Origin of the sequence: Pseudoalteromonas marina, from assembly GCF_000238335.3 — a bacterium.
Classification (GTDB): domain Bacteria; phylum Pseudomonadota; class Gammaproteobacteria; order Enterobacterales; family Alteromonadaceae; genus Pseudoalteromonas; species Pseudoalteromonas marina.
In genome coordinates, this window is record NZ_AHCB03000012.1 from 46,191 (window position 1) to 67,515 (window position 21,325).

At 41.0% G+C, this 21,325-nt stretch carries 22 protein-coding genes; 9 read left to right on the top strand and 13 right to left on the bottom strand.

Annotated features, from left to right (window positions below):
- Nucleotide 1: 1 nt before the first annotated feature.
- Both PMAN_RS16170 and PMAN_RS16175 read right to left on the bottom strand, forming a co-directional pair.
- Nucleotides 2-1,993: an AMP-binding protein gene (locus PMAN_RS16170; RefSeq protein WP_010556124.1), complete on the bottom strand. Its 1,992-nt coding sequence runs from the start codon at nt 1,991-1,993 to the stop codon at nt 2-4.
- Nucleotides 1,994-2,119: 126 nt separating this feature from the next.
- Nucleotides 2,120-2,926, bottom strand: coding sequence for a class II aldolase/adducin family protein (locus PMAN_RS16175; RefSeq protein ID WP_010556123.1), 807 nt, complete (start codon nt 2,924-2,926; stop codon nt 2,120-2,122).
- A gap of 90 nt (nt 2,927-3,016) precedes the next feature.
- Here PMAN_RS16175 and PMAN_RS16180 point away from each other — a divergent pair, with 90 nt between their 5' ends.
- A complete protein-coding gene (locus PMAN_RS16180) occupies nt 3,017-3,946 on the top strand; it encodes a LysR family transcriptional regulator (protein WP_010556122.1) in 930 nt (309 codons plus the stop codon).
- On the opposite strand, the gene PMAN_RS16185 is transcribed toward PMAN_RS16180, so the two are convergent.
- From PMAN_RS16185 to PMAN_RS16200, 4 genes are all read right to left on the bottom strand, one after another.
- Nucleotides 3,930-6,314: a TonB-dependent receptor gene (locus PMAN_RS16185; protein ID WP_010556121.1), complete on the bottom strand. Its 2,385-nt coding sequence runs from the start codon at nt 6,312-6,314 to the stop codon at nt 3,930-3,932. The genes PMAN_RS16180 and PMAN_RS16185 overlap by 17 nt on opposite strands.
- Nucleotides 6,315-6,477: 163 nt before the next feature.
- Nucleotides 6,478-6,804 (bottom strand): hypothetical protein, encoded by a 327-nt coding sequence (locus PMAN_RS16190; protein WP_010556120.1) that lies wholly within the window; start codon nt 6,802-6,804, stop codon nt 6,478-6,480.
- Nucleotides 6,801-7,391 carry a uracil-DNA glycosylase family protein gene (locus PMAN_RS16195; RefSeq protein WP_010556119.1) on the bottom strand — a complete coding sequence of 197 codons (591 nt, stop codon included), beginning with the start codon at nt 7,389-7,391 and terminating at the stop codon, nt 6,801-6,803. Before PMAN_RS16195 ends, PMAN_RS16190 begins: the two co-directional genes overlap by 4 nt.
- Before the next feature lie 150 nt (nt 7,392-7,541).
- A complete protein-coding gene (locus tag PMAN_RS16200) occupies nt 7,542-7,898 on the bottom strand; it encodes a VOC family protein (RefSeq protein WP_010556118.1) in 357 nt (118 codons plus the stop codon).
- A 222-nt stretch (nt 7,899-8,120) separates the two neighbouring features.
- Here PMAN_RS16200 and PMAN_RS16205 point away from each other — a divergent pair, with 222 nt between their 5' ends.
- The 3 genes from PMAN_RS16205 to PMAN_RS16215 are packed head-to-tail and all read left to right on the top strand — an operon-like array spanning nt 8,121 to nt 10,389.
- The gene (locus PMAN_RS16205; RefSeq protein ID WP_010556117.1) at nt 8,121-8,459 is read left to right on the top strand and encodes a hypothetical protein; all 339 of its coding nucleotides are present in this window, start codon (nt 8,121-8,123) and stop codon (nt 8,457-8,459) included.
- Complete coding sequence (locus tag PMAN_RS16210) at nt 8,456-10,051, top strand: PepSY-associated TM helix domain-containing protein (RefSeq protein WP_010556116.1); 1,596 nt, start codon at nt 8,456-8,458, stop codon at nt 10,049-10,051. Before PMAN_RS16205 ends, PMAN_RS16210 begins: the two co-directional genes overlap by 4 nt.
- A complete protein-coding gene (locus tag PMAN_RS16215; protein WP_010556115.1) occupies nt 10,048-10,389 on the top strand; it encodes a DUF3325 domain-containing protein in 342 nt (113 codons plus the stop codon). Before PMAN_RS16210 ends, PMAN_RS16215 begins: the two co-directional genes overlap by 4 nt.
- Before the next feature lie 238 nt (nt 10,390-10,627).
- Here the strand turns inward: PMAN_RS16215 and PMAN_RS16220 are convergent, their stop codons facing one another.
- The gene (locus PMAN_RS16220) at nt 10,628-11,149 is read right to left on the bottom strand and encodes a lipocalin family protein (protein ID WP_010556114.1); all 522 of its coding nucleotides are present in this window, start codon (nt 11,147-11,149) and stop codon (nt 10,628-10,630) included.
- 120 nt (nt 11,150-11,269) lie between these two features.
- Between PMAN_RS16220 and PMAN_RS16225 the strand changes: the two genes are divergently transcribed.
- From PMAN_RS16225 to PMAN_RS16235, 3 genes are read left to right on the top strand one after another with little or no spacing between them, the layout of a single operon-like run.
- Nucleotides 11,270-11,725 (top strand): YaiI/YqxD family protein, encoded by a 456-nt coding sequence (locus PMAN_RS16225; protein ID WP_004588273.1) that lies wholly within the window; start codon nt 11,270-11,272, stop codon nt 11,723-11,725.
- Nucleotide 11,726: 1 nt separating this feature from the next.
- Complete coding sequence (locus PMAN_RS16230; protein ID WP_010556113.1) at nt 11,727-12,269, top strand: DUF6942 family protein; 543 nt, start codon at nt 11,727-11,729, stop codon at nt 12,267-12,269.
- A gap of 17 nt (nt 12,270-12,286) precedes the next feature.
- Nucleotides 12,287-12,679 carry an ACT domain-containing protein gene (locus PMAN_RS16235; RefSeq protein WP_010556112.1) on the top strand — a complete coding sequence of 131 codons (393 nt, stop codon included), beginning with the start codon at nt 12,287-12,289 and terminating at the stop codon, nt 12,677-12,679.
- A gap of 71 nt (nt 12,680-12,750) precedes the next feature.
- Here PMAN_RS16235 and PMAN_RS16240 read toward each other — a convergent pair whose 3' ends face one another.
- The 3 genes from PMAN_RS16240 to PMAN_RS16250 all read right to left on the bottom strand — a co-directional run bounded on the left by PMAN_RS16240 (nt 12,751) and on the right by PMAN_RS16250 (nt 14,716).
- Nucleotides 12,751-13,143: a tellurite resistance TerB family protein gene (locus PMAN_RS16240; RefSeq protein WP_006793298.1), complete on the bottom strand. Its 393-nt coding sequence runs from the start codon at nt 13,141-13,143 to the stop codon at nt 12,751-12,753.
- A 128-nt stretch (nt 13,144-13,271) separates the two neighbouring features.
- Nucleotides 13,272-13,718 carry a hypothetical protein gene (locus PMAN_RS16245; protein ID WP_010556111.1) on the bottom strand — a complete coding sequence of 149 codons (447 nt, stop codon included), beginning with the start codon at nt 13,716-13,718 and terminating at the stop codon, nt 13,272-13,274.
- Between the two features lie 116 nt (nt 13,719-13,834).
- Entirely contained in the window at nt 13,835-14,716 is an 882-nt protein-coding gene (locus PMAN_RS16250; protein ID WP_010556110.1) for a LysR family transcriptional regulator, read from the bottom strand.
- Between the two features lie 144 nt (nt 14,717-14,860).
- On the opposite strand from PMAN_RS16250, the gene PMAN_RS16255 reads away from it, so the two are divergent.
- Complete coding sequence (locus tag PMAN_RS16255) at nt 14,861-15,466, top strand: short chain dehydrogenase (RefSeq protein ID WP_010556109.1); 606 nt, start codon at nt 14,861-14,863, stop codon at nt 15,464-15,466.
- Between the two features lie 104 nt (nt 15,467-15,570).
- Nucleotides 15,571-15,741 (top strand): hypothetical protein, encoded by a 171-nt coding sequence (locus tag PMAN_RS16260; RefSeq protein WP_168371055.1) that lies wholly within the window; start codon nt 15,571-15,573, stop codon nt 15,739-15,741.
- Nucleotide 15,742: 1 nt separating this feature from the next.
- On the opposite strand, the gene PMAN_RS16265 is transcribed toward PMAN_RS16260, so the two are convergent.
- The 3 genes from PMAN_RS16265 to PMAN_RS16275 are packed head-to-tail and all read right to left on the bottom strand — an operon-like array spanning nt 15,743 to nt 21,314.
- Entirely contained in the window at nt 15,743-16,399 is a 657-nt protein-coding gene (locus PMAN_RS16265) for a class I SAM-dependent methyltransferase (RefSeq protein WP_010556108.1), read from the bottom strand.
- 20 nt (nt 16,400-16,419) lie between these two features.
- Nucleotides 16,420-20,070 carry an AAA family ATPase gene (locus PMAN_RS16270; RefSeq protein WP_010556107.1) on the bottom strand — a complete coding sequence of 1,217 codons (3,651 nt, stop codon included), beginning with the start codon at nt 20,068-20,070 and terminating at the stop codon, nt 16,420-16,422.
- Nucleotides 20,067-21,314 (bottom strand): exonuclease SbcCD subunit D C-terminal domain-containing protein, encoded by a 1,248-nt coding sequence (locus PMAN_RS16275; protein WP_010556106.1) that lies wholly within the window; start codon nt 21,312-21,314, stop codon nt 20,067-20,069. The genes PMAN_RS16270 and PMAN_RS16275 overlap by 4 nt, the downstream gene beginning before the upstream one ends.
- Nucleotides 21,315-21,325: the final 11 nt, after the last annotated feature.

Here is a 21,325-nt window from a genome sequence, read left to right on the forward strand (position 1 = left end):
ATTAGGCGACCTCGTTAGTTATTGTTTTTATAGCGAGTACTTCATAGTTAAATGAAAACGGGGTTAACAGCGCCTTTATTTGAGGCTGTAACTCGTTTATTTCGTTTTCATTTACAAAAATATTTGCTTTTATGCCTAACTTTTTATCAGCAAATACGTTTATTTGCACGGCTTTGTTTTTTAAATGCGCGTTAATTGCTTCTGTAATGGTTTGTTTTATTTCTAGGCAAACCAGTTCGGGCTTATAAATTTTACCTACTGCGGTCAGTGGTATTTCGTCAATTATATAAATAGCTTTTGGTATTGCTGCTCGCTCAGGTATGTTGGCGCTAACATACGTGGTGAGATCATCAAGTTTAAGCGTGCTCTGTGGGCTTAGCATGGCGTAAAGTACCGGCACTTCGCCTGCGTAGCTGTCTGGGCGTGGCACGGCGGCAGCAAGTGTTACATCGGGGTGGCTGGTTGCGGCATCTTCAATCATTTTGGGGTCTATATTGTGCCCGCCGCGTATTATTAGCTCTTTTTGCCTACCGCATAACGATACATACCCGCTCTCATCAATTTTTCCTAAATCCCCGGTTCTAAAATATTGTTGGCCGTTTTCATCAACTACCCATGCGCCTTGGTTATGCGCATCTTCTACGTAACCCGGAAATACGTTATTACCGGTTATTATTATTTCGCCAACATCGAGTGTATCGCACATTTTAACAAGCGTGCCTTGCTCGTTTATATCGGCAATTTTAAGCGTAATCCCCGGTATTGGTAGCCCTACAGAAGCCTCTTTATTAATTGGATTTACAGGCATTAACGTACTTACCGAGCTGCCCTCAGTTGAGCCATAACCCTCTACCAGTGGGGTATTGGTGAGTTTAGTAAACAGGGCTTGTAAATCTGATGAAAGCGGCGCGGCCCCACAAATGGCAAACTTCATTTTAAGTGGTGGTACAGTAATTTTTTGCGAAGTAATTTGCTCAACCATAGCAGCGTAAACCGTAGGTACGGCGGTCATAACGGCTACATCGTAATTATTAATTAGGGTGAGCAAGTTTTGAATGATGTTTTTACCCCTAAAGCCAGATGGGCTTGCGAGTAAAATTTTACAGCCTTTCATAACTGAAGCTATGCCCGTGGCTACCGCCGCATTTACATGAAATATAGGTAAGCCTACTAGCATGGTGTCGCCTGCGTTTACTGGCGAAAGTAAATTAACCTGCCCTGCATTGGTGAGCTGGTTTAAGTGCAAGTGCTTTGCAAGTTTTGGTAGGCCGGTGGTACCACCCGTATGAAAATACGCGCACACATCGCTTTGCTCAGGCAAAGTAAAATTAGCTGCTTGCGTATTTTGTGCAGCCAGTAACTTTTTAAACCCATACACGGGTACTTTATTATTTTGCGAGCACGCTATGTCGTCACCAAATAAGCTAATAACTGCTTTCAGGCCGGGTATATGCTCTTTAATTGCCATTACTTTTTGCCAAATATCGCTACCAGGCACTGGGCCTAGGGCAATAATTACTTTGGTATTGGCTGAGATCATAATTTCTTTCATTATGGACTCATCAAGCAAAGGGTTTATGGGGTTTGCAATGCCTGCGGCCTCTGCTGCCCAAAGCGATACATAGGTTTCTGGAAAGTTAGGTAACACCAGCGAGGTTACCTCGGTTTTAGTAATACCCAACGAGTGCAATGCATTGCCAAGGCCTGTTACGTTTTTTGCGAGCGCTTTGTAACTCATTTTACGGTGCGGATTAGCAAAGCTTTTGCCTTTAAAGGTCATTAAAATGCGGTGAATAAGCTTTTTTGCAAACGGAATTTGCGCTTCGCTAATACAGTCGCCATCTAAAATGTATTCAATAGCGGTTGCATCACCAAAGTTTTGGGCCGATTGTAAAATGGCATGATAAGTAGAGCGAGGAAGTTGCGCTGGTGATATTTCAGCAAGGTTTAAATTGCCAACATCGGCGTGGTTTTTAATTGTTGTTATAGTCATAAAACTCTCAACGTATTTTTATAATGTGTGTTTGCGTGTGAGTGCATGGTGTTTAACGCGGCTTTGGGTGTGTGGGCCATTACCGCGTAAAATTTAGTCTATCAAAAACTAAGTTATTGCCATTTTTTAATCTAAAAAACTGTTATCTTGTGCAGCAACGACCTGATACATGGGCTGAAAGTTCCCCCATGTAACCAGCTCTGAGCCATTGGCTTGTTTTGTATGTAGTGCTACCTCGTGCGAGATAAGCTTAGGCTCGCCTGCGGCTTGTGCTAATAACTGGCTTTGGCAGCAGCTATCTAGCAATACAAAGTTGGCAACTGCGGCATCAACCGACGAACCAGCGGTAAGTAAACCATGGTTTTGCAAAATAACAGCGCAGTGATCAGCCAGCGATTTAGCTATCATGTCGCCCTCTTCGCTGTCGGCTACTACACCGCTAAATACATCAAATACACTGTGGTTTTCGTAAAATACGCAAGCATCTTGCGAAATTGGTTTAAGTAACTCACCTAATGCTGAAAACGCACGGCCATAACGTGTATGCGCATGGGCTACTGCGTTTACGTCGGGGCGCGCCATATGTATGCGTGAATGAATAGCAAACGCCGCATTATTAATCGGTGTGCTGCCTTCAATAATATTACCTTTATGATCAACCCGAATAAGATCTGACGCTTTAATATGCGCAAAGTGCATACCCACAGGGTTTACCCAAAAAGTATTGGGCTCTATGCAGTCGCGAAGTGTTATGTGCCCCGCAAGTCCTTCGTCAAAGCCATACATAGCAAATACTCTAAAGCCTGCGGCTAGGCGTTGTTTTTCGTAGGTGCGTTGCTCGTTTAGGGTGTTAAATTTAGGCGGCATAATAAGTTTAAATTTATCGCTGCCTATGGTCATTTTTGCGGCTTGCTGCTCTAGTGTATTGCTCATAATAATCCTAAATTAAAGTCTATTGACTTTAGTTTAGTCTCGCTTAAGATAAATAGAAGTGATGTTAATTAATGGTTAAACATAAATGCTATGCATGGAAAGATAGATTTAAACCTGTTTGTAATACTTAAAACGGTATACCAAGAGGGGAGCATTACTAGTGCTGCAGATAAACTGCATTTAACACAACCAGCAGTTAGCCATGCGCTTTCGCGCCTAAGAGATAAGTTTGACGACCCCCTATTTATTCGCCATGGCCGGCGTATGGTGCCCTCGCCTTTTTGCCAAAAAATAATAGCCCAAGTGATTGAGTCGGTGCAGGCATTAGAGGCAACCATGAACAACGAGCGGCTTTTTGATATAGCCGCCTTTAAGCGGGAAATTAAATTTGGTTTTAGAGATATTTTAGAATCGATATTTTTTCCGCCACTAATGAGCGACCTACTTACAAACACCCCTAATATTACAATTAACAGCCGACAGGTTTCGCATGTTGATATGGAAAAATCACTCGAAAACCAAGAGATAGATATAGTCATTGATGTGCTTACCCCAACGAGTAACCACATAAAAAATACCTTTATTTGTAATGAGCATTTTTCGTTAATTTGTAGGCACGATCACCCAATATTAAATGACTTAACCGTACAAAGTTACGCAAAGGCATCGCATGCGTTGGTATCGTTAAAAGGTGCGCAGGTAGATATTATTGATATGGCGCTGGCAAAGCATGCACTTGCCCGTAATGTAGTGCTTAAATGTGAACATTATTTTGCGGCGACTAAAGTGATTAGCCAAAGCGACATGATAATGACCATGCCAAACGCGTACGCGCAGGTATTAAAAGAGCAAATGCCAGTGCATGTAACTAGCTTACCGTTTGATGTGCCGTTAATGCCAGTGCACATGTATTGGCACGAACAAGCCGACGACGATTTAGTAAATAGTTGGATGCGAGAAAAGCTGCTAGGTTTAGCCCAGCAACTTATCCCTGCTGACAAACTTAAAAGCGATAATTAAATTGTGCGTGATAACTACGCCCACGCTCTGATAAAAAACGGTGTGCGTAGCTAATTACCGGCACATCGTTGGCCTGTGAAAAAGTTTGCTTATCGGTTAGGTTTTTAGCTAATAACGACACCGACCAATCTCCTTCACTGCTGCCTAGTTCTATGCGTAAATTTAGCTTTTCAAAAGCGCTTTGCTTGGCTATTGGGTCAAGATCTTGCTCTAAAAAGTAATCATCACTAAAGTTAAGTGCTAAATTACTGCTTAAAGTAAGATTTGAAAATACCTCGGTATTGTAATCAATTGCTATATTGCCTGAGTAGTCGGGAGCAAACGCGCCAGTTTGCCCGGTTAAATCTTGGAATGCTTGGCCAAGTAGCTCGCTTTGCATAACTGTTGGCGACGCACTGGCGTATTGCTCGTATTCAAAATCAAGCACAGCAAGGTTTGCCGATAACTGCCAACTTTGATTTATTGCCCAGCGTGAATCGAGCTCAATCCCTTTTACTTTGGTTTCGGCAGCATTTTTAACTACAAATGCATTACCATTAAATTCAGATACTTGTAGGTCATCGTACAGGGTGTAAAACAGTGTAGCGTTTACTTGTAGAGTATTTTTAATTGGCTCGGCTTTAATACCAAATTCAAAATTAGTGGCTTTTTCGTCGTCAAACTCAAAGCCTGAATTTTCATCAACCGTATTACCTTGCGAGCCATTTAAGCCAGAGCCATCAAAACCACCGGCTTTGTAGCCTACGCCAGCGCTTGCAAATAACATGGTGTTGTTAAACCCTAAATATTGCACACTAATATTGGGTGATAAGTGTGATTCATCACGCTTAGCGTTAAGGTCATGTACCCCCGCGCCCGAAAGCTGCCCTGCAATAGTGGGCGCAGCCGCATTGGCAAATTGTTGTACGGCTTGCGGTGTATTGGGCTCAAATACGCTATACACATTTTGTACGCTGCTTACTTCTTTTTCTTCTTTTTGATAACGCAGGCCAAAATTAGCGCGCCATTGCTCGTTTACATTCCAAGTAAGGGCGGTAAATGCTGAGTAGCTTTGTTGGTCTTGATCAAACAGGGCATTTACGCCCAATGATGTACCCACTAAATCAGGAATAAGTAACGATGCGCCAAATAAAATATCGTTTGGGTGTTCAAGCTCGCTGCTCATGTAAAAAATGCCCGCTACGTATTCAAGCGTGCGCCCTGTTGGCGAGCTTACTCTGAATTCTTGCGTAAACTGGTTATAGGTTTCTAAGTAGTCTTGTTTTATAAGCGGGACTTCTGAAAAGTCGGCATCAAAAGTTGAGTCCCAATCATACTCGCTATACGTGGTTACAGAGGTAAATTCGTATTCGCCATGGTTATAGGTTAATTTAAGTGATGCGTTATCAAGCGTGGTTTTACTTTGCTCATTAAGCCCGCCTGGGTGCCCATCGCCCGATACCGTACTTGTGTAATCAAGGCCTGAGTTGTCGCTTAGTAAAAGTGAGCGATAGCCCACGTTTCCCGGGTTTGTTGGATCGCTTGCTATTTGTAAGTCGCGGTTGGGAGTATCGATAATGTATTGATAGCGTGAACCGTGCGACTCAAACTCACCGTGTTCCCATTTAAATAATGCATTTATATCATCGTTTATTTGCCAATCTATTGATAAACGCGCACCAGATGAGTCGTTAGATTGCTCGTCGCTTTGGCGCGCTTGGTTATATAAAAAGCCATCAACAGAGTGGTCAAACGCGGCAATACGTATGGCTAAATCATCGTTAATAGGAATATTTATAACGCCTGTAAAGCGCTTTTCGTTATCAGAGCCAAACTCTGCCGATACATTGCCTTCAAGAGCATCGGTTGGCGAATTTGAGATCATACTAAAGGCACCTGCTGTGGCGTTTTTACCAAACATAACTGACTGCGGGCCTTTTATAAGTTCAAGGCGCTGCATATCTAAAAATGGAAATTTAGCCTGATGCCCGCGCCCTAAATACACGCCATCTTTATACATAGCAACCGATTGCTCAAAGCCTGAGTTAGTACCCGAGCCTATACCGCGTACAAAAATACGTTTACTGCTTGAGGTTTCGGTTATATGCACGTTAGGTAGGTTTTCGCTTAGGGCGAGTAAATCGTCAACACTGTTTTGCTCGAGGTAATCGCCAGAAAGCGCTTGAATAGAGGTAGGAATATCTTGCAGTGATTGCACCCGCTTTTGCGAAGTGACGGTAATGGTTTCAAGCTCACTTTTATTTACTTTATTCTCGGCGGCTTGTGCCATACCCACGCTTAATGCGCTGAGCGTAAATAAAGTAAGTGTTTTTTGTTTTAAAAAAGCAGGTTTTAAACGTGTGTGTGATTGTGTGTGTTCAGTTGTCATAGCTGCAACTCCATTATAGAGGTTATTTTTATTCGATAATTTTGCGTCTATTTCATACTGACGAGTCTTAAAATAAATAACAGTGATGTTTATTTATTAAACACTATTAGTAATATTTATAGTTAAGCGAAAAAGTGTTGTGTTAAATGGGGTTATAGCGGATTTAAAGCGGGTTAAAAAATACCTGTGGATTAGCGGTTTTATTAGCGATTGCCGAGCTTGGAGTGTTTGCTGCATTGATAAAGGCGGTAACCTGTGGTGCATTTTCGCAAAAAATAATATCCAGTGCTAAACGGTTTTTGCCGTATAAGCCTCGGTGAATCATATTGACTGAAAATAGGAGTAAGTCACCCGCATTAAGTTTAATAACTTTGCCTGTAGTTAAGTTATCGCTTGGCAGTTTATTATTTTTTGCAAGACGTACATTTAGCTCGTTGGCGCTGTAAAGCCCCTTTACAAGCATATAACCATTTGTTTTGTATGTATTCATTTTTGGTCGTTGTTTATTATTTTAGCCACACGTTCGCTTAGCTCTGGTAATACTGTTTGCTCAAACCATGGGTTCTTTTTAAGCCAAATATTATTGCGAGGGCTTGGGTGCGGTAATACTAAATATTGTGGCCAATACTCACGCCACGATTTTACTAACTCGGTTAAAGGCCTCTTTTTTGTGTGAGGTAAATGATAAGCCTGCGCGTATTTACCAAGCACTATTGTCAGTTCTAAATTTGGCAGAGCGGCTAGTAATTGCGCTCTCCATGCGGGTGCACATTCTTTACGCGGAGGTAAGTCGCCCGACTTACCTTTACCTGGGTAGCAAAAGCCCATAGGTAAAATAGCTATTGTTTGCGGGTCATAAAACTCATCAACACTTAGCCCAAGCCATTCGCGTAGGCGGTTTCCGCTAGCATCGTTAAAGGGCTTGCCAGTTTCGTGTACTTTTATGCCCGGTGCTTGGCCGGCAATTAAAATACGCGCATTGGCATTAAATTGTATAACGGGGCGAGCACCTAACGGTAAATGAGGTTCACAGATCACGCATTTACTAACTTGCTCAATTAAATTGATCGGATCCATATAAATTTGGCCTTAAATGCTTAAATTTTGTTCTAAATGGCCATTTAGACCTAATGAGTTGGTAAAAAATCGGTTTATTTTACTCAAATTAGTTATTAGTTGGTAAAATCGTGATCTCATCTAAAAATAACAACTAATCACTTGATATATTTATTTTTTTTCTGACCATACGGCAAATTCGTTACCACTAGGCTCGGTAAAATGAAAGCGGCAACCACCGGGGAACTCAAAAATAGGTTTTACTATTTTGCCGCCATATTGCGCTACTTTTTTATAGGTTGCGTGAATGTCGTTACTGTAAAACACCAGCAGTGCGGCTCCATGTTGAGTAAGTGATTTAAGCGGTGCTTTAAAAAAGCCACCATCAAGTCCTTGGCCGCTAAACGCCGTATATTCTGGGCCGTAGTCGGTAAATTGCCAGTTAAACACGTTAGTAAAAAAGCTTTTTGTAGCTGTTAAATCGCACGCGGGAAATTCTACATAATTTAGTTTTTCGTGGTTGCTCATTTTAAATTTACTTTTTGGCTTGCCAGTATTGACCACTGTAAACCTTCGTTATTAGCTAAGCAATAACCCTAAAAGAGCAAAGATCAGTATTTTACTAACATGCTAGGGATTAATGTAAAATTATCTATAATATACAAATGAGAATCACTATCTTTTGTATTTGTAAGCTTTATAATAACCCCTTATTTTTATCCTCGTATTTGAATAAGGGATTTGTTAACTATGCAGGCACCTCTGCACATAGCACCTTTTACAAAAACTAACCTAGCTGCGCTTTTAAAGGTGGCCCAAAGCTATAGAGTGTTAGTATTTTTGCGTTTTATTATTGCCATAGTGGGTGGCTATGCGTTTACCTCAGCGTGTATTTCATTATTAAGTGTGCTACTGCCCATTCCTAAGCAAGATGCCGTATTACTGTGTGTGTCTATCAGTATTTTAATTTACGCCGCAGTGTTTATTTATGCGTTTTCGGTTAAGTCGTTAAAAACTGTTTGGATCAGTATTTTACTAAGTACATGTTTTTTTGTTGCTGTATTGGCGTTACTGAAGGGTTGGCTATGAAAGACAGCTTTTTTAGGTCGATGACCTGGCTACATACATGGGTGGGCTTACTTACCTGTTGGATTATTTACGTAATATTTTTTGCAGGCACAGCGAGCTTTTTTAGAGACGAAATAAACCTTTGGAATCAGCCGGCTATACACAATGTGCAAGCCCAAACAGACAGAGTGGCCGCGCAAAGGCAGCAAATTATTAAGGGCTTTGATTATTTAAATCAGCACGCTGCAAACTCCCCTAGTTGGCGTATTACCTTGCCCGAAGAGCGAATACCGTATTTAGTATATGGCTATGCAAAACCTAAAGAGCCAGGGCAGCGCCGCAGCCAGTTTGTAAATACCCAATTAAACCCAAACACCATGCAAGCGCTGCCCGCTTTTGTTGAAACCAAAGGCGGTAACTTTTTTTATCGCTTGCATTATCAGCTTTATTATTTAGATGCCATAACAGGTCGCTGGGTGGTGTGTTTTGCCAGCTTTTTTATGCTGCTGGCAATAATTTCGGGCGTGGTTATTCATAAGCGCATATTTAAAGATATGTTTACCTTTAGGCGCAATAAAGGGACTCGTAGCTGGTTAGATGCGCATAATTTAAGCTCGGTACTTGCCCTACCGTTTCATTTAATGATTACCTACACAGGCATCATTACGCTTATATTTATGTTGTTCCCCTACCCTGCGTTAACGACTTACGACAAGGGTATGCGTGGCTTTTTTAACGATGTAACACCTAGCAATAACGTGACTAATAACGCCCAAGGCAGTGCAGAATTGCTCCCTATAAACACTATTTTGGATCAAGTTTATACTAAGTGGCCTAGTGCAGATATTACGCGTGTTCAGGTTAGTAAACCGAATATGGCCGCTTCAACAGTAACGGTATTGGTAAGCCCTGCAAAGGCGCTTCGCGATCAATCTCCGCGGCTTTTGTTTAGTGGCGCTACCGGCAAATTAGTTGCACAAACTGATGACGAACTTAGCAGTAGTAAAGCACTTTATGAATCACTTAACTCTATGCATACAGGGCGCTTTGCTACGCCTTTACTGCGCTGGTTATACGTACTTGGCGGTATTGCAGGCTGCGTAATGATTGGCTCTGGCTGCATAATGTGGGCTAAACGCATACGCGAGCGTAATAAGGGCAAAGCCTCATTTGGCTTACAATTAGTCGAAGGTTTAAACATTGCCACTATTATGGGATTACCACTGGCTACTTGCGCCTTTTTTATTGCCAATAGATTACTTAGTCCAACCGTAGCCGGACGTGGTGAAAAAGAAGTTACAGTGTTCTTTTTAGCATGGTTAGTGGTTGCCCTTATGGCACTTTTAAAGCGCGATAGGCTGCTATGGCGTGTAATGGCTGCCATAAATGCCCTCGCGTGTTTAAGTGTACCGGCAATAAATGCGCTCACCACACAGGGCAATATAGTGAGCTACTTACTTAATAAACAATGGGCTTTGTTTATTTTCGATGCGGTATTTTTACTGTTTAGCATACTGTTTTTAGTACAAACCGAAAAATTACGTACTGCTTCTAGCGCTTCTAAAAAAACAGCTAATAACCTAACCAATAATAAAAAGAGGCAAAAAGCATGATTGATTTACTTAGCTTTAGCCTCTGTTTGTTTGCTTTTAATGGTTTTGCTTTGGCAAAACCAGTGCATTTTAAAACAGTGTTTACAACGCGTCCCTCTAATCTGCAAAGTAATTTGCTGCTAATAGTTGCTTGGATCAGTATTTTACTAAGTTTATTGTTCTGTGTTGTTACGCAGCAAGGATATGGAGCTTTACTGTTTTGTGGTTATATGGGGTTAAGTGTATTAATTATAACGATTTTTTATAATTTTATAGAAAAGTTGATTAAGCCATTTAGCTTTTTAAATATGCTACTGATTGGCTTATCAGGGCTATTACTGGCAGTAGACTCACTTTAGTTAGTAAAAATATGATCCAAAAAAAGCCATTAATTTTAGGCAAAAAAAATGGCAAGCTATAAAGCTTGCCAACAATAGGGGGGATATTCAGTATGTCCAACACTTGCATGTCTCGTTGCAAGTGCAGCTAATATAGCCCGAACATATTTAACTTACCTTACAGTAAGATGATCGTTTTATTACAGCTGTAACAATCATTAGCACAACAACTGTAAAGCCCCTTTACATCGCTAAATAACTACTGTTTAACCCAAATAATTTGTTCTGTAGCAAAGCCTAGTTTGTTTGCTTTAGCTATAAAATGCTGTTTAAGCTTGTCACTCACGGTAGGTGTACGTGATAAAAACCATAAATAATCACGGTTATAACTTGTAATAAATGCATATTGGTAGTCGTCTTGGTCTAATTCAAAAATTACGTAAGCACCATAAAATGGGCCAAAAAACGAGACTTTAAAATGGCCTGTGTCAGTCCCTTCTACAAATTTTGCTAAGCCTTCTGCTTCATCCCACTTTTGCTCTTTAGTTATGAAACCTTTGTTGAGCACTTTTACTGTACCATCGTCGTTTACTGTGTAAGTTGCGGTTACTTGCTCCATGCCCTCTTCAAATGAGTGATCTAGGCGGGCGATTTCGTACCACTTACCTTTGTACTGCTCTAACTCAAAGTTTTTAACGGGGGTAATTCCTTCAGGTGCACTTGTGCAGGCAGAGAGTAAAAATAACCCTGTAATAAGTAAAATAGTCGTAATGGCCTTCATGAAAGCTCCTTTTTAAATGTGATGCAGTTTGTACGTCTTTAACCAAATAAAGTTTGCTAGCCGATTAAAATAAATTGCTATAGGATCAGTTAAATACTAGAGCAATTAAAAGATTTAAGCATGAAAATATGGGTAGATGCCGACGCATGCCCTGTGGTAATAAAAGAAATACTTTTTAGAGCAGCAGAGCGCACGCAAACACCAACCATTTTAGTGGCTAACCATGCAATGCGCATTCCGCCTTCAAAATTCATAAGCCGCGTACAGGTTTCGAGCGGGTTTGATGTGGCCGATGACGAAATAGTAAAGCGTGTAGAAAAAGGCGATTTAGTTATTACTGGCGACATACCCCTAGCCAGTGAAGTTATAGATAACGGTGGTCAAGCACTTAACCCGCGTGGCGAGCTTTACACGCCAGAGAATATTCGCTCGTTATTAAACGTGCGCGACTTTATGGATACCATGCGCTCAAGCGGCGTAGAAATGAGTGGCGGGCCACCACCGCTTAGCCAAACCGACCGCCAAAACTTTGCCAATAACCTCGACCGTATTTTAGCGCAAAAAAAGGCGAGTTAGTGTGAGTGAGCTAGCTATTGGCCTAGGTGAGCATGATTTTAATGTAGCCGTGTATGTCGCAAAAGCACCGCCTATGCCCTACTTTGAAACCCTGCAAAGTGTTGAGCCTGTAATAAACGAGCAAATAAATACCATAAACCAGCACTGTGGTAATGGCTGGCGTAAAGTGTTTAACGTATACGCTAAAGTATTGTTTGCGCTACCCAGCGAGCATTACAGCTTTGCTAAACAAGCCGATAGCTGGCAAGCGTATCGCGATACATTTTTACTGCAAAAAAACAGTAAAACAGCGCTGCTATTTAGTGTCCCCATTATTAACGGCACTAATAAAAACCAGCTGCATATTATTGCTGGGCGAACCCATGCTAAGAACTTATTACAGCAAGGTAAGCTTAATGCGCAATTTAATTGGCTAGACGATGAGTTTGCAATTGATACAACGAATAACATTATTGTGTGCCCGTACTTTGATTACAGGCAGTTAAGTAATATTAAAATAGCCCGATTAAGCGGGCTTGTAGCTAAGCTTAAAACAGCTAATTAAAAATGTAAGGAGTCAACATGGTGGGAATTTTAGAGCTAAATACGTTATTAAAATCAATGAACCCCGAGCTTAAACAGGGTGAATATATATTTTGCTGTTTAGCAGGCGACCTTGCTGACTACGTTCATTTAAACCCGCTTGCTAGTTACGTTGAAGAAGAAGGCCTAACCCTTATTTTAAATGCAGATACCGCCGATAAAGCCGGTATTACTTACGAAGGTAAATATAATTTAATAACTCTTAATGTGCATTCAAGTCTGGAGGCTGTTGGTTTAACCGCTGCGGTATCGGCCAAATTAACAGATCATAATATTAGCGCCAATGTAGTGGCTGCGTTTTATCACGACCATATTTTTGTACAAACCGATAAAGCGCAGGCGGCGCTATCTGCGCTTAAAGAGATTGGTTAAACTTAATTTCATTAAAAGTCCTCGGTTCTGGGTTGTTTAACGTTCAGTAACCGAGCTTTTAATATTTTTAATTACACTATAGATTCAACAATTTTCAATGCTTTAAGTTCGTTTTCGTGGGTTATGCCATCAGCTTCAATTACTTGCTTAAGAAGCTCTAAAACAAACACCCTCATTGGTTGGTCAATAATGTGCGACATACGGTGTTGAATAAATGACTCTATTTCGTTTGTTTGCACCGCTGAAACACATTTTTTAGTCATTTCTATTATGTAATTGTCTATTTCTATTGCTGAGTTCCATTCAATTTTTTGTGCCCAAGCACTCACTACATTTAGCTCTTCGTCAGCAATAGAACCATCAACAGTGACAAAAAGTAAAGCCAGGTCTAATAACGACTCTTTTTGAAGTTGCTCAACACACACGCCCATATCAAAATTATTTAATAACTGCTCAAACTTCATAGTGCTTCCTTGATGGATAAAAATACTGCTAAAGAGCTTATACCAAAGCACACCAAAAAGTAATTTTAATGGGTTTGTTTAATTGCAACATTTTGTAAGTAATTAATAATACGAGCCTTGAAGCTAGGTTAGCTTTTGATGTTATTTATATTTAAGCAAAAGCTGTCATTAGCCGCTTCTAGCTTTACTTTATTTCCTGTTTTTACTCTTACACAGCGAGTACTTTTCGGCAGTTTTTTCTTTTGAATTACAATGAATTCGCCGTTATCTACATCGTTAAGTGTGTATTGATATGCTGTGTTACCGCCTTCAAATAATGCCGTAAAAAGCCCGCCAATCAATGCTCCCGCAATTGCACCGCTGATCATATCTTCGGTGTTACCATCTAAATCTTCGGCTAAACCAATGCCTGCACCAACCATGATTCCGGCTCCGATTTCTGATGACAGCTTTACCTTTTCAATTGATTCGACCGTAGCATAGTAATGCTTAATTATATGACCTTGGTCATCGCGATCAACGCCCTGAGAGGCACAGCCAGACAGTAATAAAAGGGCAATTAAACTTTTTTTCATGATTATTCTCTGTGTTGGTAATGAGTATAATCATATTCACTAATTAGTAATAAAACTGTGAGAGCTTTGTTTGTACCTGTTAGAAGATGTAAGAATGTGTAGGAAAAATACGCGCTTTATTCAACTACTAACTTTGAAACCACCCATTTATGCAGTGGGTTTTTATTGTAACGTGGATGCCACGCCGCTATTACATCAAACGGGGCTGGCAGCTGCTGTAGCTCTATTTTTACCAGTTCGGAGCTTACCGCGCGTGAGGGTAAAAACGCGATGGAGTCGGTGGTTTCTAGGTACATAGGCACAATTGAAAAACACGGTGCCGATACAACAACATTGCGCGTTAAATCAAAGCTTTTAAACCAATCGTCAATAGAGCCTTTAAAATTTGGGCGCGAAGGCGAGGCTATAATGCTTGGGTAACTGGCTATTTGTGCAAGGGTTGGTTTTGTGCCTGCTATTGATGAGTTAGCTGAAGTAACGCAAATATGTTGCTCCTCAAATAACTTAATAATGGGATAAGTACTTGGGATGTAGTCGGGGAAGGCAATGGCTAAATCAACTTTACCGTTTTCCATTAAATCGTGCAGGCTATCGAGTTCAAAGTCTCTTATTATTAATTTTAAATTAGGCGCTTGCTCTCTTAACTCTTTTACAAGCGCTGGCAAAACAACTTGTTGTGCGTAGTCGGTAGCGGCTATTACAAACGCACCATCAACTGTTTTTGGGTCAAATATTTTAGGCGCTAATAATGCCTGAAAATCGTTTAGCAGCTTGTCTATATCTACCGATAACTCTTCTGCATAAGGCGTTGGCACAAAGCCGGTGGTTTTTCTTAAAAACAGCTGGTCGTTAAATACATCACGCAGCTTTTTGAGTTGCTCACTCACAGCTTGTTGGGTTAAGCCCAATTTACTCGCCGCTTTTGATGCGTTTTGTTCACGAATGAGCGCCTGGAAAATACGCAGCTGTTTTATATCTAGTCTGTCTAACTTACTCATGCCAATGCCTTTGTTGTTTTAGCATTATTAACGTATCACATTACCATTTATTTTTGTATCACTTACATGAAGTGGTTGTTTCTAATTGTCGAACTACCCCCTTATTATGCCCCTACACATTAAATTGAATAATTGGAGCAAACAATGAAAACAGTAATTTTAATCGGTGCACTGGGCAAAATGGGTCAAGCGGCATTGACCGGTTTATCTAAGCATAAAGTAATTACAGCGGGTCGCTCGGGTGATGTAGATCATATTGTTGATATTACGAGTGAAGCGTCAATTACTGCTTTGTACGAAAAAGTAGGCCACTTTGATGCCCTAGTAAATACAGTGGGTTTATGCGAATACGAAACCTTTGCTGATATGAGCGAAGAGCAGTGGATGACAACCATTATGAGCAAAATGATGGGGCAAATTAACCTTGTACGTATTGGTCAAAAGTACATTGCAGATGAGGGTTCATTTACGCTCATTAGCGGTATTTTAAACGTTAAACCGATTCCTTTTGCGATTGCCGATGCAACAACAAGCGGCGCAATTGATACATTTGCAAAATGCGTATCACTAGAAATGCCACGTGGCACGCGTATTAATGTGGTTAACCCTACCGTGCTTGAAGAAGCGTGGGATGTTTACGGCGAAATGATGCCAGGTTTTCAACCCGTGCCAGGCAAGCTTGTAGGTAAAGCGTTTGAGCGTTCGGTTGATGGCTTTATTACTGGCGAAGTTATTTTTGTAGATGCATAACTACCCGCCATATTGGTGAGTGACGTGGCAAATTAAAACAAATAAGCGCTCTGCATTAACAGTAACTGCAAAGCGCTTAAATACAGATTTTAATAGGTGATGAAATGAAAAAGTTAATACCCGTATTTGCAATATTATTGGCCGCAGGCTGTGCCAGTGTAGCACCAAGCTCGCAATATGTTAGCAAGCCAGGTGCCGATTCTAATAAAGAATGTAAAACCATACCGCGCCATAAACATACGGTTAAATGGTGCAGGCCGCATCCTTCAAGATAAGTTAAACAACGTATCCGCTAAAACCAAGCGCTTTAAAATAAAGCTTAGGAATACCGTATTTGCACTCGTTAAGTAATTCACTTAAGCGCATTCTATCAAGTGGGTAAAACTCACTTTCTAAATTTTGAGCTGTGTAGGCTTGCCCTGCGTCACTTAAGCCTAAATCGGCACACACAGTAATTTGTGCTTCGCGCTCAAAGTCGGTTTCGGGTTTCATTAAATCGCTAATAAATAAGTTTGCGCCTTTATTTAAATTAGCTTTAATGTTTTTGAGTAGCTGCTTTTTGCTGCCGTCGTCTTTTAAAAAGTGCATTACGAGTAGGCATAGCGCCGCATCAGCCTTAGTAGATAGCTTATCGAGCTCGCCTTCAATAACGTGAACGCGCTTTGCTATGCCGTGCTCTTCAAACGCTTGTTTAGCAATTGCGAGCATATCACTTGAGGTATCTTGCGCGGTAAATTGCCAATTAGGGTTAAGCGCGGCAAGGGCGAGTATTTCTTTACCTGTACCGGTTCCTACTACTAAAATATGCGCGTTGTCTGCTAACGTAGCGAGTAGTTGTGCATTGGTAAGTTGGTGTAATAGCTCATAACCAGGTACTAAGCGGGTAATGCGACTATCGTAATGTGTTGCTTGCTCGCCTGTAAATGTTGGCATTTTTAACTCCTTTAATCAGCTTATAAAACTTCAATAGTGGAGTATCCACCACTTTGCTTACTTACATGAACTTGCGTGGCTACACGTTCGCTCATTTCGCTCACATGCGATATAACCCCTACTTTGCGGCCCTGTGCTTGCAACGAATCGAGCGCGTCCATAGCAACGCTGAGTGTTTCGCTATCTAACGTACCAAACCCTTCGTCAATAAACAAAGAGTTGATTTGTACTTTGTTTGACGAAAGCGATGCAAGCCCTAATGCAAGTGCTAGTGACACTAAAAACGATTCACCGCCAGAGAGTGTATTAACCGAGCGTTGTTCGTCGGCCATGTCGCGGTCAATAATGGCAATATCGAGCGATTGCGCAATGGCTGTAAGCTCGTAGCGTTTATTAAGGGTTTTTAAGTGGCTATTAGCGTAATGCAGTAATATTTTTAGTGTTTGTGTTTGCGCTAAGTTACGCATGGTTTTACCGGTTGCATCGCCCAATACTTTATTAAGTAAGTGCCATTGTTCCACTCGCTTTTTAAGGGTGGCTAGCTCAGTTTGTTTACCCTCAAGCGCTTTGGCATTTTGATTGTGCTGTTCTATAGCAGTATTGGTGGTAAGTAAGCTGTTTTGCTGCTCAGTTTGCTTTGCATTTAATGCCGCTAATTGCTCGGTGAGTTCAGTATGGTTTTGTGATGGCTTGTTAGTATTTTGGTGATCTGTATGCGCACTTTGTTGCTGTTTAAGCGCAGCATTTGCATCTAAAAGTGCAGCTGAAAGCTGCTCAAACTGGGTTAAATGGGCTTTAATTTGCTCACTGCTTAACGTTAGTAAAATTGTGATCTGCTCGTGCGTTGCTTCACTGTACTGGGCTTTAAAGTCGCTAAACCATTCGTTGTAGCGCTCTTCAAGTGTTTTAAGCTCCGTGCTTTGCTCGGCTAAACGCAGCTCTGCGTTTTTAAGCTCAATTGCATGCTCGTCTCGTTTTTTTACAGCGTTATCGTAAGTTTGCTGGCTGTTAGTTAACTGAGCTTGGCATTGCTCAAGCTGGACATTAATTTTTGTTTGGTAGTCGTTTACGCTTATTTTCTCGTTATTAAACAACGCAAGGCGCTCACTTTGTGTTGTATTTTGTAGCTGTTGAGCATTGTCTAAATCATCTTTTAGCGTTTTAAGTGCACTTTCGCTTTTAGTTATTAGTGGCTTAAGCTGCTGTAATTGCTGATTGGCTGTGTCTATTTGTTTTTGACTTTGCTCAAGTTGCGCATATGTATGCTGATACTGCTCAACCTGTTGGCTTAAATCATTTAAGTTAAGCGAGCCAGTTTGCAGCTGTTGCCAAAAGTTGCTGTGTTCAAATTGTGCATTAAGCGTTGTAGTGAGCTCATTAATTTGCGACGTTAGCTCAGCGTGCTTTGTATTTACTTGGCTTAGTTTATTAGTTAATTCACTATTTAAATTATGCAATTGCTGTTGTGTTTGTTGCTCTGCTTTCAAGGCGTTTGTTTGCTGATTTACTTTTTCTTGCAAGGCTGTTTGCTGTTTTTGTGACTCAAAATAGTGAGACTTTTGGTTGTTGAGCTGGGCGTGGGTTTCATCAAGCTGCTGCGCTGTTAAATCGTTAAGCTCTGTACGCGTTCCTTGCATTGTTGTTTTAATTTCTAGCTGTTTTGCCTGTGCGCTTTGTATGGCTTGGCTGTGCTGGGCGTGCTCAGTGACAAGGACAGCATGTTGTGTTTGATGTTGATGCAGCTTAGCTTGAGCGCTATCGTGTAGCTGCTTAGCCTGATTATAACTTGCTTCAAAATCGGCTATTAAGTTAATTAATTGCGGGCTTTGGCTGCTTGCATACGGGTGCTCTTTTGCCCCGCACACTACACATGGCTCGTTTGGAATAAGCTGAGTGCGTAAATGCTCTACGTTTTCGCTGGCACGCAAGCGTGCTTGGTTTAATGCGTATTCGCTGTGTTTAAGTGCTTGTTCGCATGAAGCTAAGCTTTGTTGCAATGTTGTTTGCGTTTGCTCACTGTTTACAAGTTTGGCTGCAACCGCGGCTTGTTGTTGTGAGCTGTGTTTTATTTCTTGATTAAACTGTTGGTAGCGCAAGCGCTGATCATTTAAATATTCAATATTTTTAAGTTTGCTATCGCATTGCTCAATATTGAATTGACGTAGTTGCTCACTTAGTTGTTTGAGATCTTTCTGCTCATGCGCAAGTTGTTGTTCTTGTAGTTCTACTTTTTTAGTTTGATCTGCTAACTGTGTCGCGTGTTTAGTTTGCTCTTCTAGCAGCTGTTTGCTTTGAGAAGCGGTTGCCTTTATTTGCTCATTGGCACTTAAATACGTATTAAAGCTGTGTTGGTAAAAATTCCAATCATTCGCGAGCGGGTTAAGCTGCGTATGTTCAGTAAGCCATTGCTGATGCTGCGTATTTAGCTTAGTTGCTTCATCAAGCGCGGTTTGGCTGTGTTTAAACTGAATTTGTAATTCGCTAAGTTGTTGCTGCTCTTTTTCACTTTGTTGAGTAAGGTTAGTAATGCTTTGTGCGTGTATAGCAAGCTGGCTGTCGAGCTCGCGGGCTTTTACAATAATTGGCTCAGCAGATTGCTTTTGCTCTTGCGCTGTTTTTAATTTGCTTTGTTTTGTTTTAATTGCATCGGCTTGCTCTTCAATAAGCGTTGCATGATCAATAGTTTTTAAGTCACTTATTTGTTTATTTAGTGTGTTATTTTGCGCTGTTAAATACTCATGTCGTTTTCGGTTATCTTTTATCTCAAGTGCGCTTTGTGCTTGTTTTGCTTGCTCACACTGTTGAGCAATTTTTGCAAGCTCGTTGGTAGCATGCTGCTGACTTTTTGTTGCCTCTTCAAGTGCTAGCTCAAGTGCACTTGCTTGCTTGTACCAATTTAGGTTTTGCTCTGTGCTTATTATTGTTTTTCTAGTGTGTTCTATTTTCTGTTTTAGCTCATTAAGTGTGGTGTGTTTTATTGCTAATTCGTCTTCACTCAATAAGGTAAAGCTTGCGAGGCTTGCTTGTAGTAAATCGAACTTATCTTTTAACTCTTTGTTACGTTCAAAAATTCGCTTACCAATTAGGCTAAATTTGTCGGTGCCTGTTAGGCACTCCAATAATTGCGCGCGTTCGTCGCCAGTTGCTTTTAAAAATGCAGCAAATTCGTGCTGCGCTAATAATACCGCACGCGAGAATTGCTCAAAGCTTAAACCTATTTTACTTTCTATTTGTTTTAAGGTTTGGCTTTTGTCGGCTATTAATGTTTCATCTGGTAGGGTAACTAACGTGTGCTCGGCTACTTTTAATTTACCGGTTACTTTTTTATGGGTGCGCTGAATAGAATAACGGGCGCGGTAAAGGTGTTTGTCTTGCCCTACAAAGTCAACCTCAGCAAAGCCTTCCCATTTTCCACGGCGTAATAAGTTACGCGCATCGTTTAATTTGATGCTGTCGCCATTAAAATCAATCAGGTTACCTTTATCGCCTTTTAGGCGTGCCGTTTTTGTGTAAAGCGCCAAACAAATAGCATCTAAAAAGGTACTTTTACCCGCGCCGGTGTCGCCGGTTATTGCAAATAAGCCCGCATCTTTTAGTGGGGCTTGAGTAAAGTCGATTTCGGCGTCTACTATTGATGCTAAGTTATGAATGCGTACTGCGGTTATTTTCATAGTTGCTCTTGCTCCGTCAGCTCACTTATTACATCGTTTAACAGTGTTTTCAGCTCATCTGGTACAGCTTGGCCGGCCATATCTTTGTCGTTTGCAAAGGCTTGTTCTAATAAGTTTAATGGGTTGAGCATTTCAACTTCACTTAAATCTTCAAATACTGTGTCGTTGTCGGTTTGGGCTGTTTGTTCACGAACGCGTTCGATACCGCAAAATTTTACGTGCTTACCTTCTAATGCTTGTTCTATTTGTTCTCTGAAGGTGGTGTCGGTATCACTTGATTTAAGCTTTACGCGTAAATAAGGGGCAATAGCATGTTGTGATGTATCGAGTGCTTTAATTTGTTCACATAAGTCATTCAGTGGCACACACTCCCCTTTTGGTAAAATAATAACGTCGGCTGAGCGCGGAATGTAAAGGGGGTTTACAGTTGTGCTAATGCTCTGTTTTTTATCGCTTTTAAATTCGACAACATTAACTTGGTGAGTATAGTTACGCTCTGAAAACGACATGGGAATAGGCGTGCCGCTGTAGCGAATAGCCTCGTTTTTAGCAACTTGTTGCGCTTTGTGTAAATGGCCTAGAGCTACATAGTTGGCTTTATTGCCAAACACATTGGCTGAAATAGACTCTTCACCACCAATCACTAAGTTGCGCTCTGAATCGCTTGATATGTCGCCGCCTTTAGCGTGTAAGTGCCCCATTACTATTAACGGTGATTTTTGCTCATTAATTTTATAGGCATGATCTAAAGCAAGCTCATAGGCATTTGCAACGCCCTGTGCATAGCTAGGGCCGTTTTTTGTTTGGCTTAGTGAGCTCACGTCGCTTGAGCGCAAAAAAGGCATAGCAGCAATTACAGCGCGTTTATTATTAGTATTTATTTCTATAATAATATCGCCAGGCGCTGATACATCAAAACGCCCTACTACGTGTGTATCAAATTGAGCAAGTAAAGGCTGAGCCGTTAAAATACGATTTGCAGAGTCATGATTGCCAGCAATAATAACTACATGCAGCTGTGGGCAAAGCTTTTTGGTGTCTTTTATAAACTGATAAAGTTGGTTTTCGGCGCTGGCACTGGGTGTTGCCGTATGATAAATGTCACCTGCGACTAATAACAAATCTATTTGCTGCTCAACAAGTGTGGCAAGTAACCAGGTAAAAAATGCTTGATGTTCAACACGGCGGTCGTGTTCGTAAAATTGTTGGCCAAGGTGCCAATCAGAGGTGTGAAGGACTTTCATGTCGCGCTCTT

Coding starts and splice junctions, on each gene's coding strand:
- PMAN_RS16215 (WP_010556115.1), top strand. CDS start 10,048: ATGATTGATTTACTTAGCTTTAGCCTCTGTTTGTTTGCTTTTAATGGT.
- PMAN_RS16250 (WP_010556110.1), bottom strand. CDS start 14,716: ATGAGTAAGTTAGACAGACTAGATATAAAACAGCTGCGTATTTTCCAG.
- PMAN_RS16275 (WP_010556106.1), bottom strand. CDS start 21,314: ATGAAAGTCCTTCACACCTCTGATTGGCACCTTGGCCAACAATTTTAC.
- PMAN_RS16170 (WP_010556124.1), bottom strand. CDS start 1,993: ATGACTATAACAACAATTAAAAACCACGCCGATGTTGGCAATTTAAAC.
- PMAN_RS16260 (WP_168371055.1), top strand. CDS start 15,571: ATGAAAAAGTTAATACCCGTATTTGCAATATTATTGGCCGCAGGCTGT.
- PMAN_RS16235 (WP_010556112.1), top strand. CDS start 12,287: ATGGTGGGAATTTTAGAGCTAAATACGTTATTAAAATCAATGAACCCC.
- PMAN_RS16225 (WP_004588273.1), top strand. CDS start 11,270: ATGAAAATATGGGTAGATGCCGACGCATGCCCTGTGGTAATAAAAGAA.
- PMAN_RS16240 (WP_006793298.1), bottom strand. CDS start 13,143: ATGAAGTTTGAGCAGTTATTAAATAATTTTGATATGGGCGTGTGTGTT.
- PMAN_RS16180 (WP_010556122.1), top strand. CDS start 3,017: ATGCATGGAAAGATAGATTTAAACCTGTTTGTAATACTTAAAACGGTA.
- PMAN_RS16220 (WP_010556114.1), bottom strand. CDS start 11,149: ATGAAGGCCATTACGACTATTTTACTTATTACAGGGTTATTTTTACTC.
- PMAN_RS16200 (WP_010556118.1), bottom strand. CDS start 7,898: ATGAGCAACCACGAAAAACTAAATTATGTAGAATTTCCCGCGTGCGAT.
- PMAN_RS16190 (WP_010556120.1), bottom strand. CDS start 6,804: ATGAATACATACAAAACAAATGGTTATATGCTTGTAAAGGGGCTTTAC.
- PMAN_RS16265 (WP_010556108.1), bottom strand. CDS start 16,399: ATGCCAACATTTACAGGCGAGCAAGCAACACATTACGATAGTCGCATT.
- PMAN_RS16175 (WP_010556123.1), bottom strand. CDS start 2,926: ATGAGCAATACACTAGAGCAGCAAGCCGCAAAAATGACCATAGGCAGC.
- PMAN_RS16195 (WP_010556119.1), bottom strand. CDS start 7,391: ATGGATCCGATCAATTTAATTGAGCAAGTTAGTAAATGCGTGATCTGT.
- PMAN_RS16185 (WP_010556121.1), bottom strand. CDS start 6,314: ATGACAACTGAACACACACAATCACACACACGTTTAAAACCTGCTTTT.
- PMAN_RS16205 (WP_010556117.1), top strand. CDS start 8,121: ATGCAGGCACCTCTGCACATAGCACCTTTTACAAAAACTAACCTAGCT.
- PMAN_RS16245 (WP_010556111.1), bottom strand. CDS start 13,718: ATGAAAAAAAGTTTAATTGCCCTTTTATTACTGTCTGGCTGTGCCTCT.
- PMAN_RS16255 (WP_010556109.1), top strand. CDS start 14,861: ATGAAAACAGTAATTTTAATCGGTGCACTGGGCAAAATGGGTCAAGCG.
- PMAN_RS16210 (WP_010556116.1), top strand. CDS start 8,456: ATGAAAGACAGCTTTTTTAGGTCGATGACCTGGCTACATACATGGGTG.
- PMAN_RS16270 (WP_010556107.1), bottom strand. CDS start 20,070: ATGAAAATAACCGCAGTACGCATTCATAACTTAGCATCAATAGTAGAC.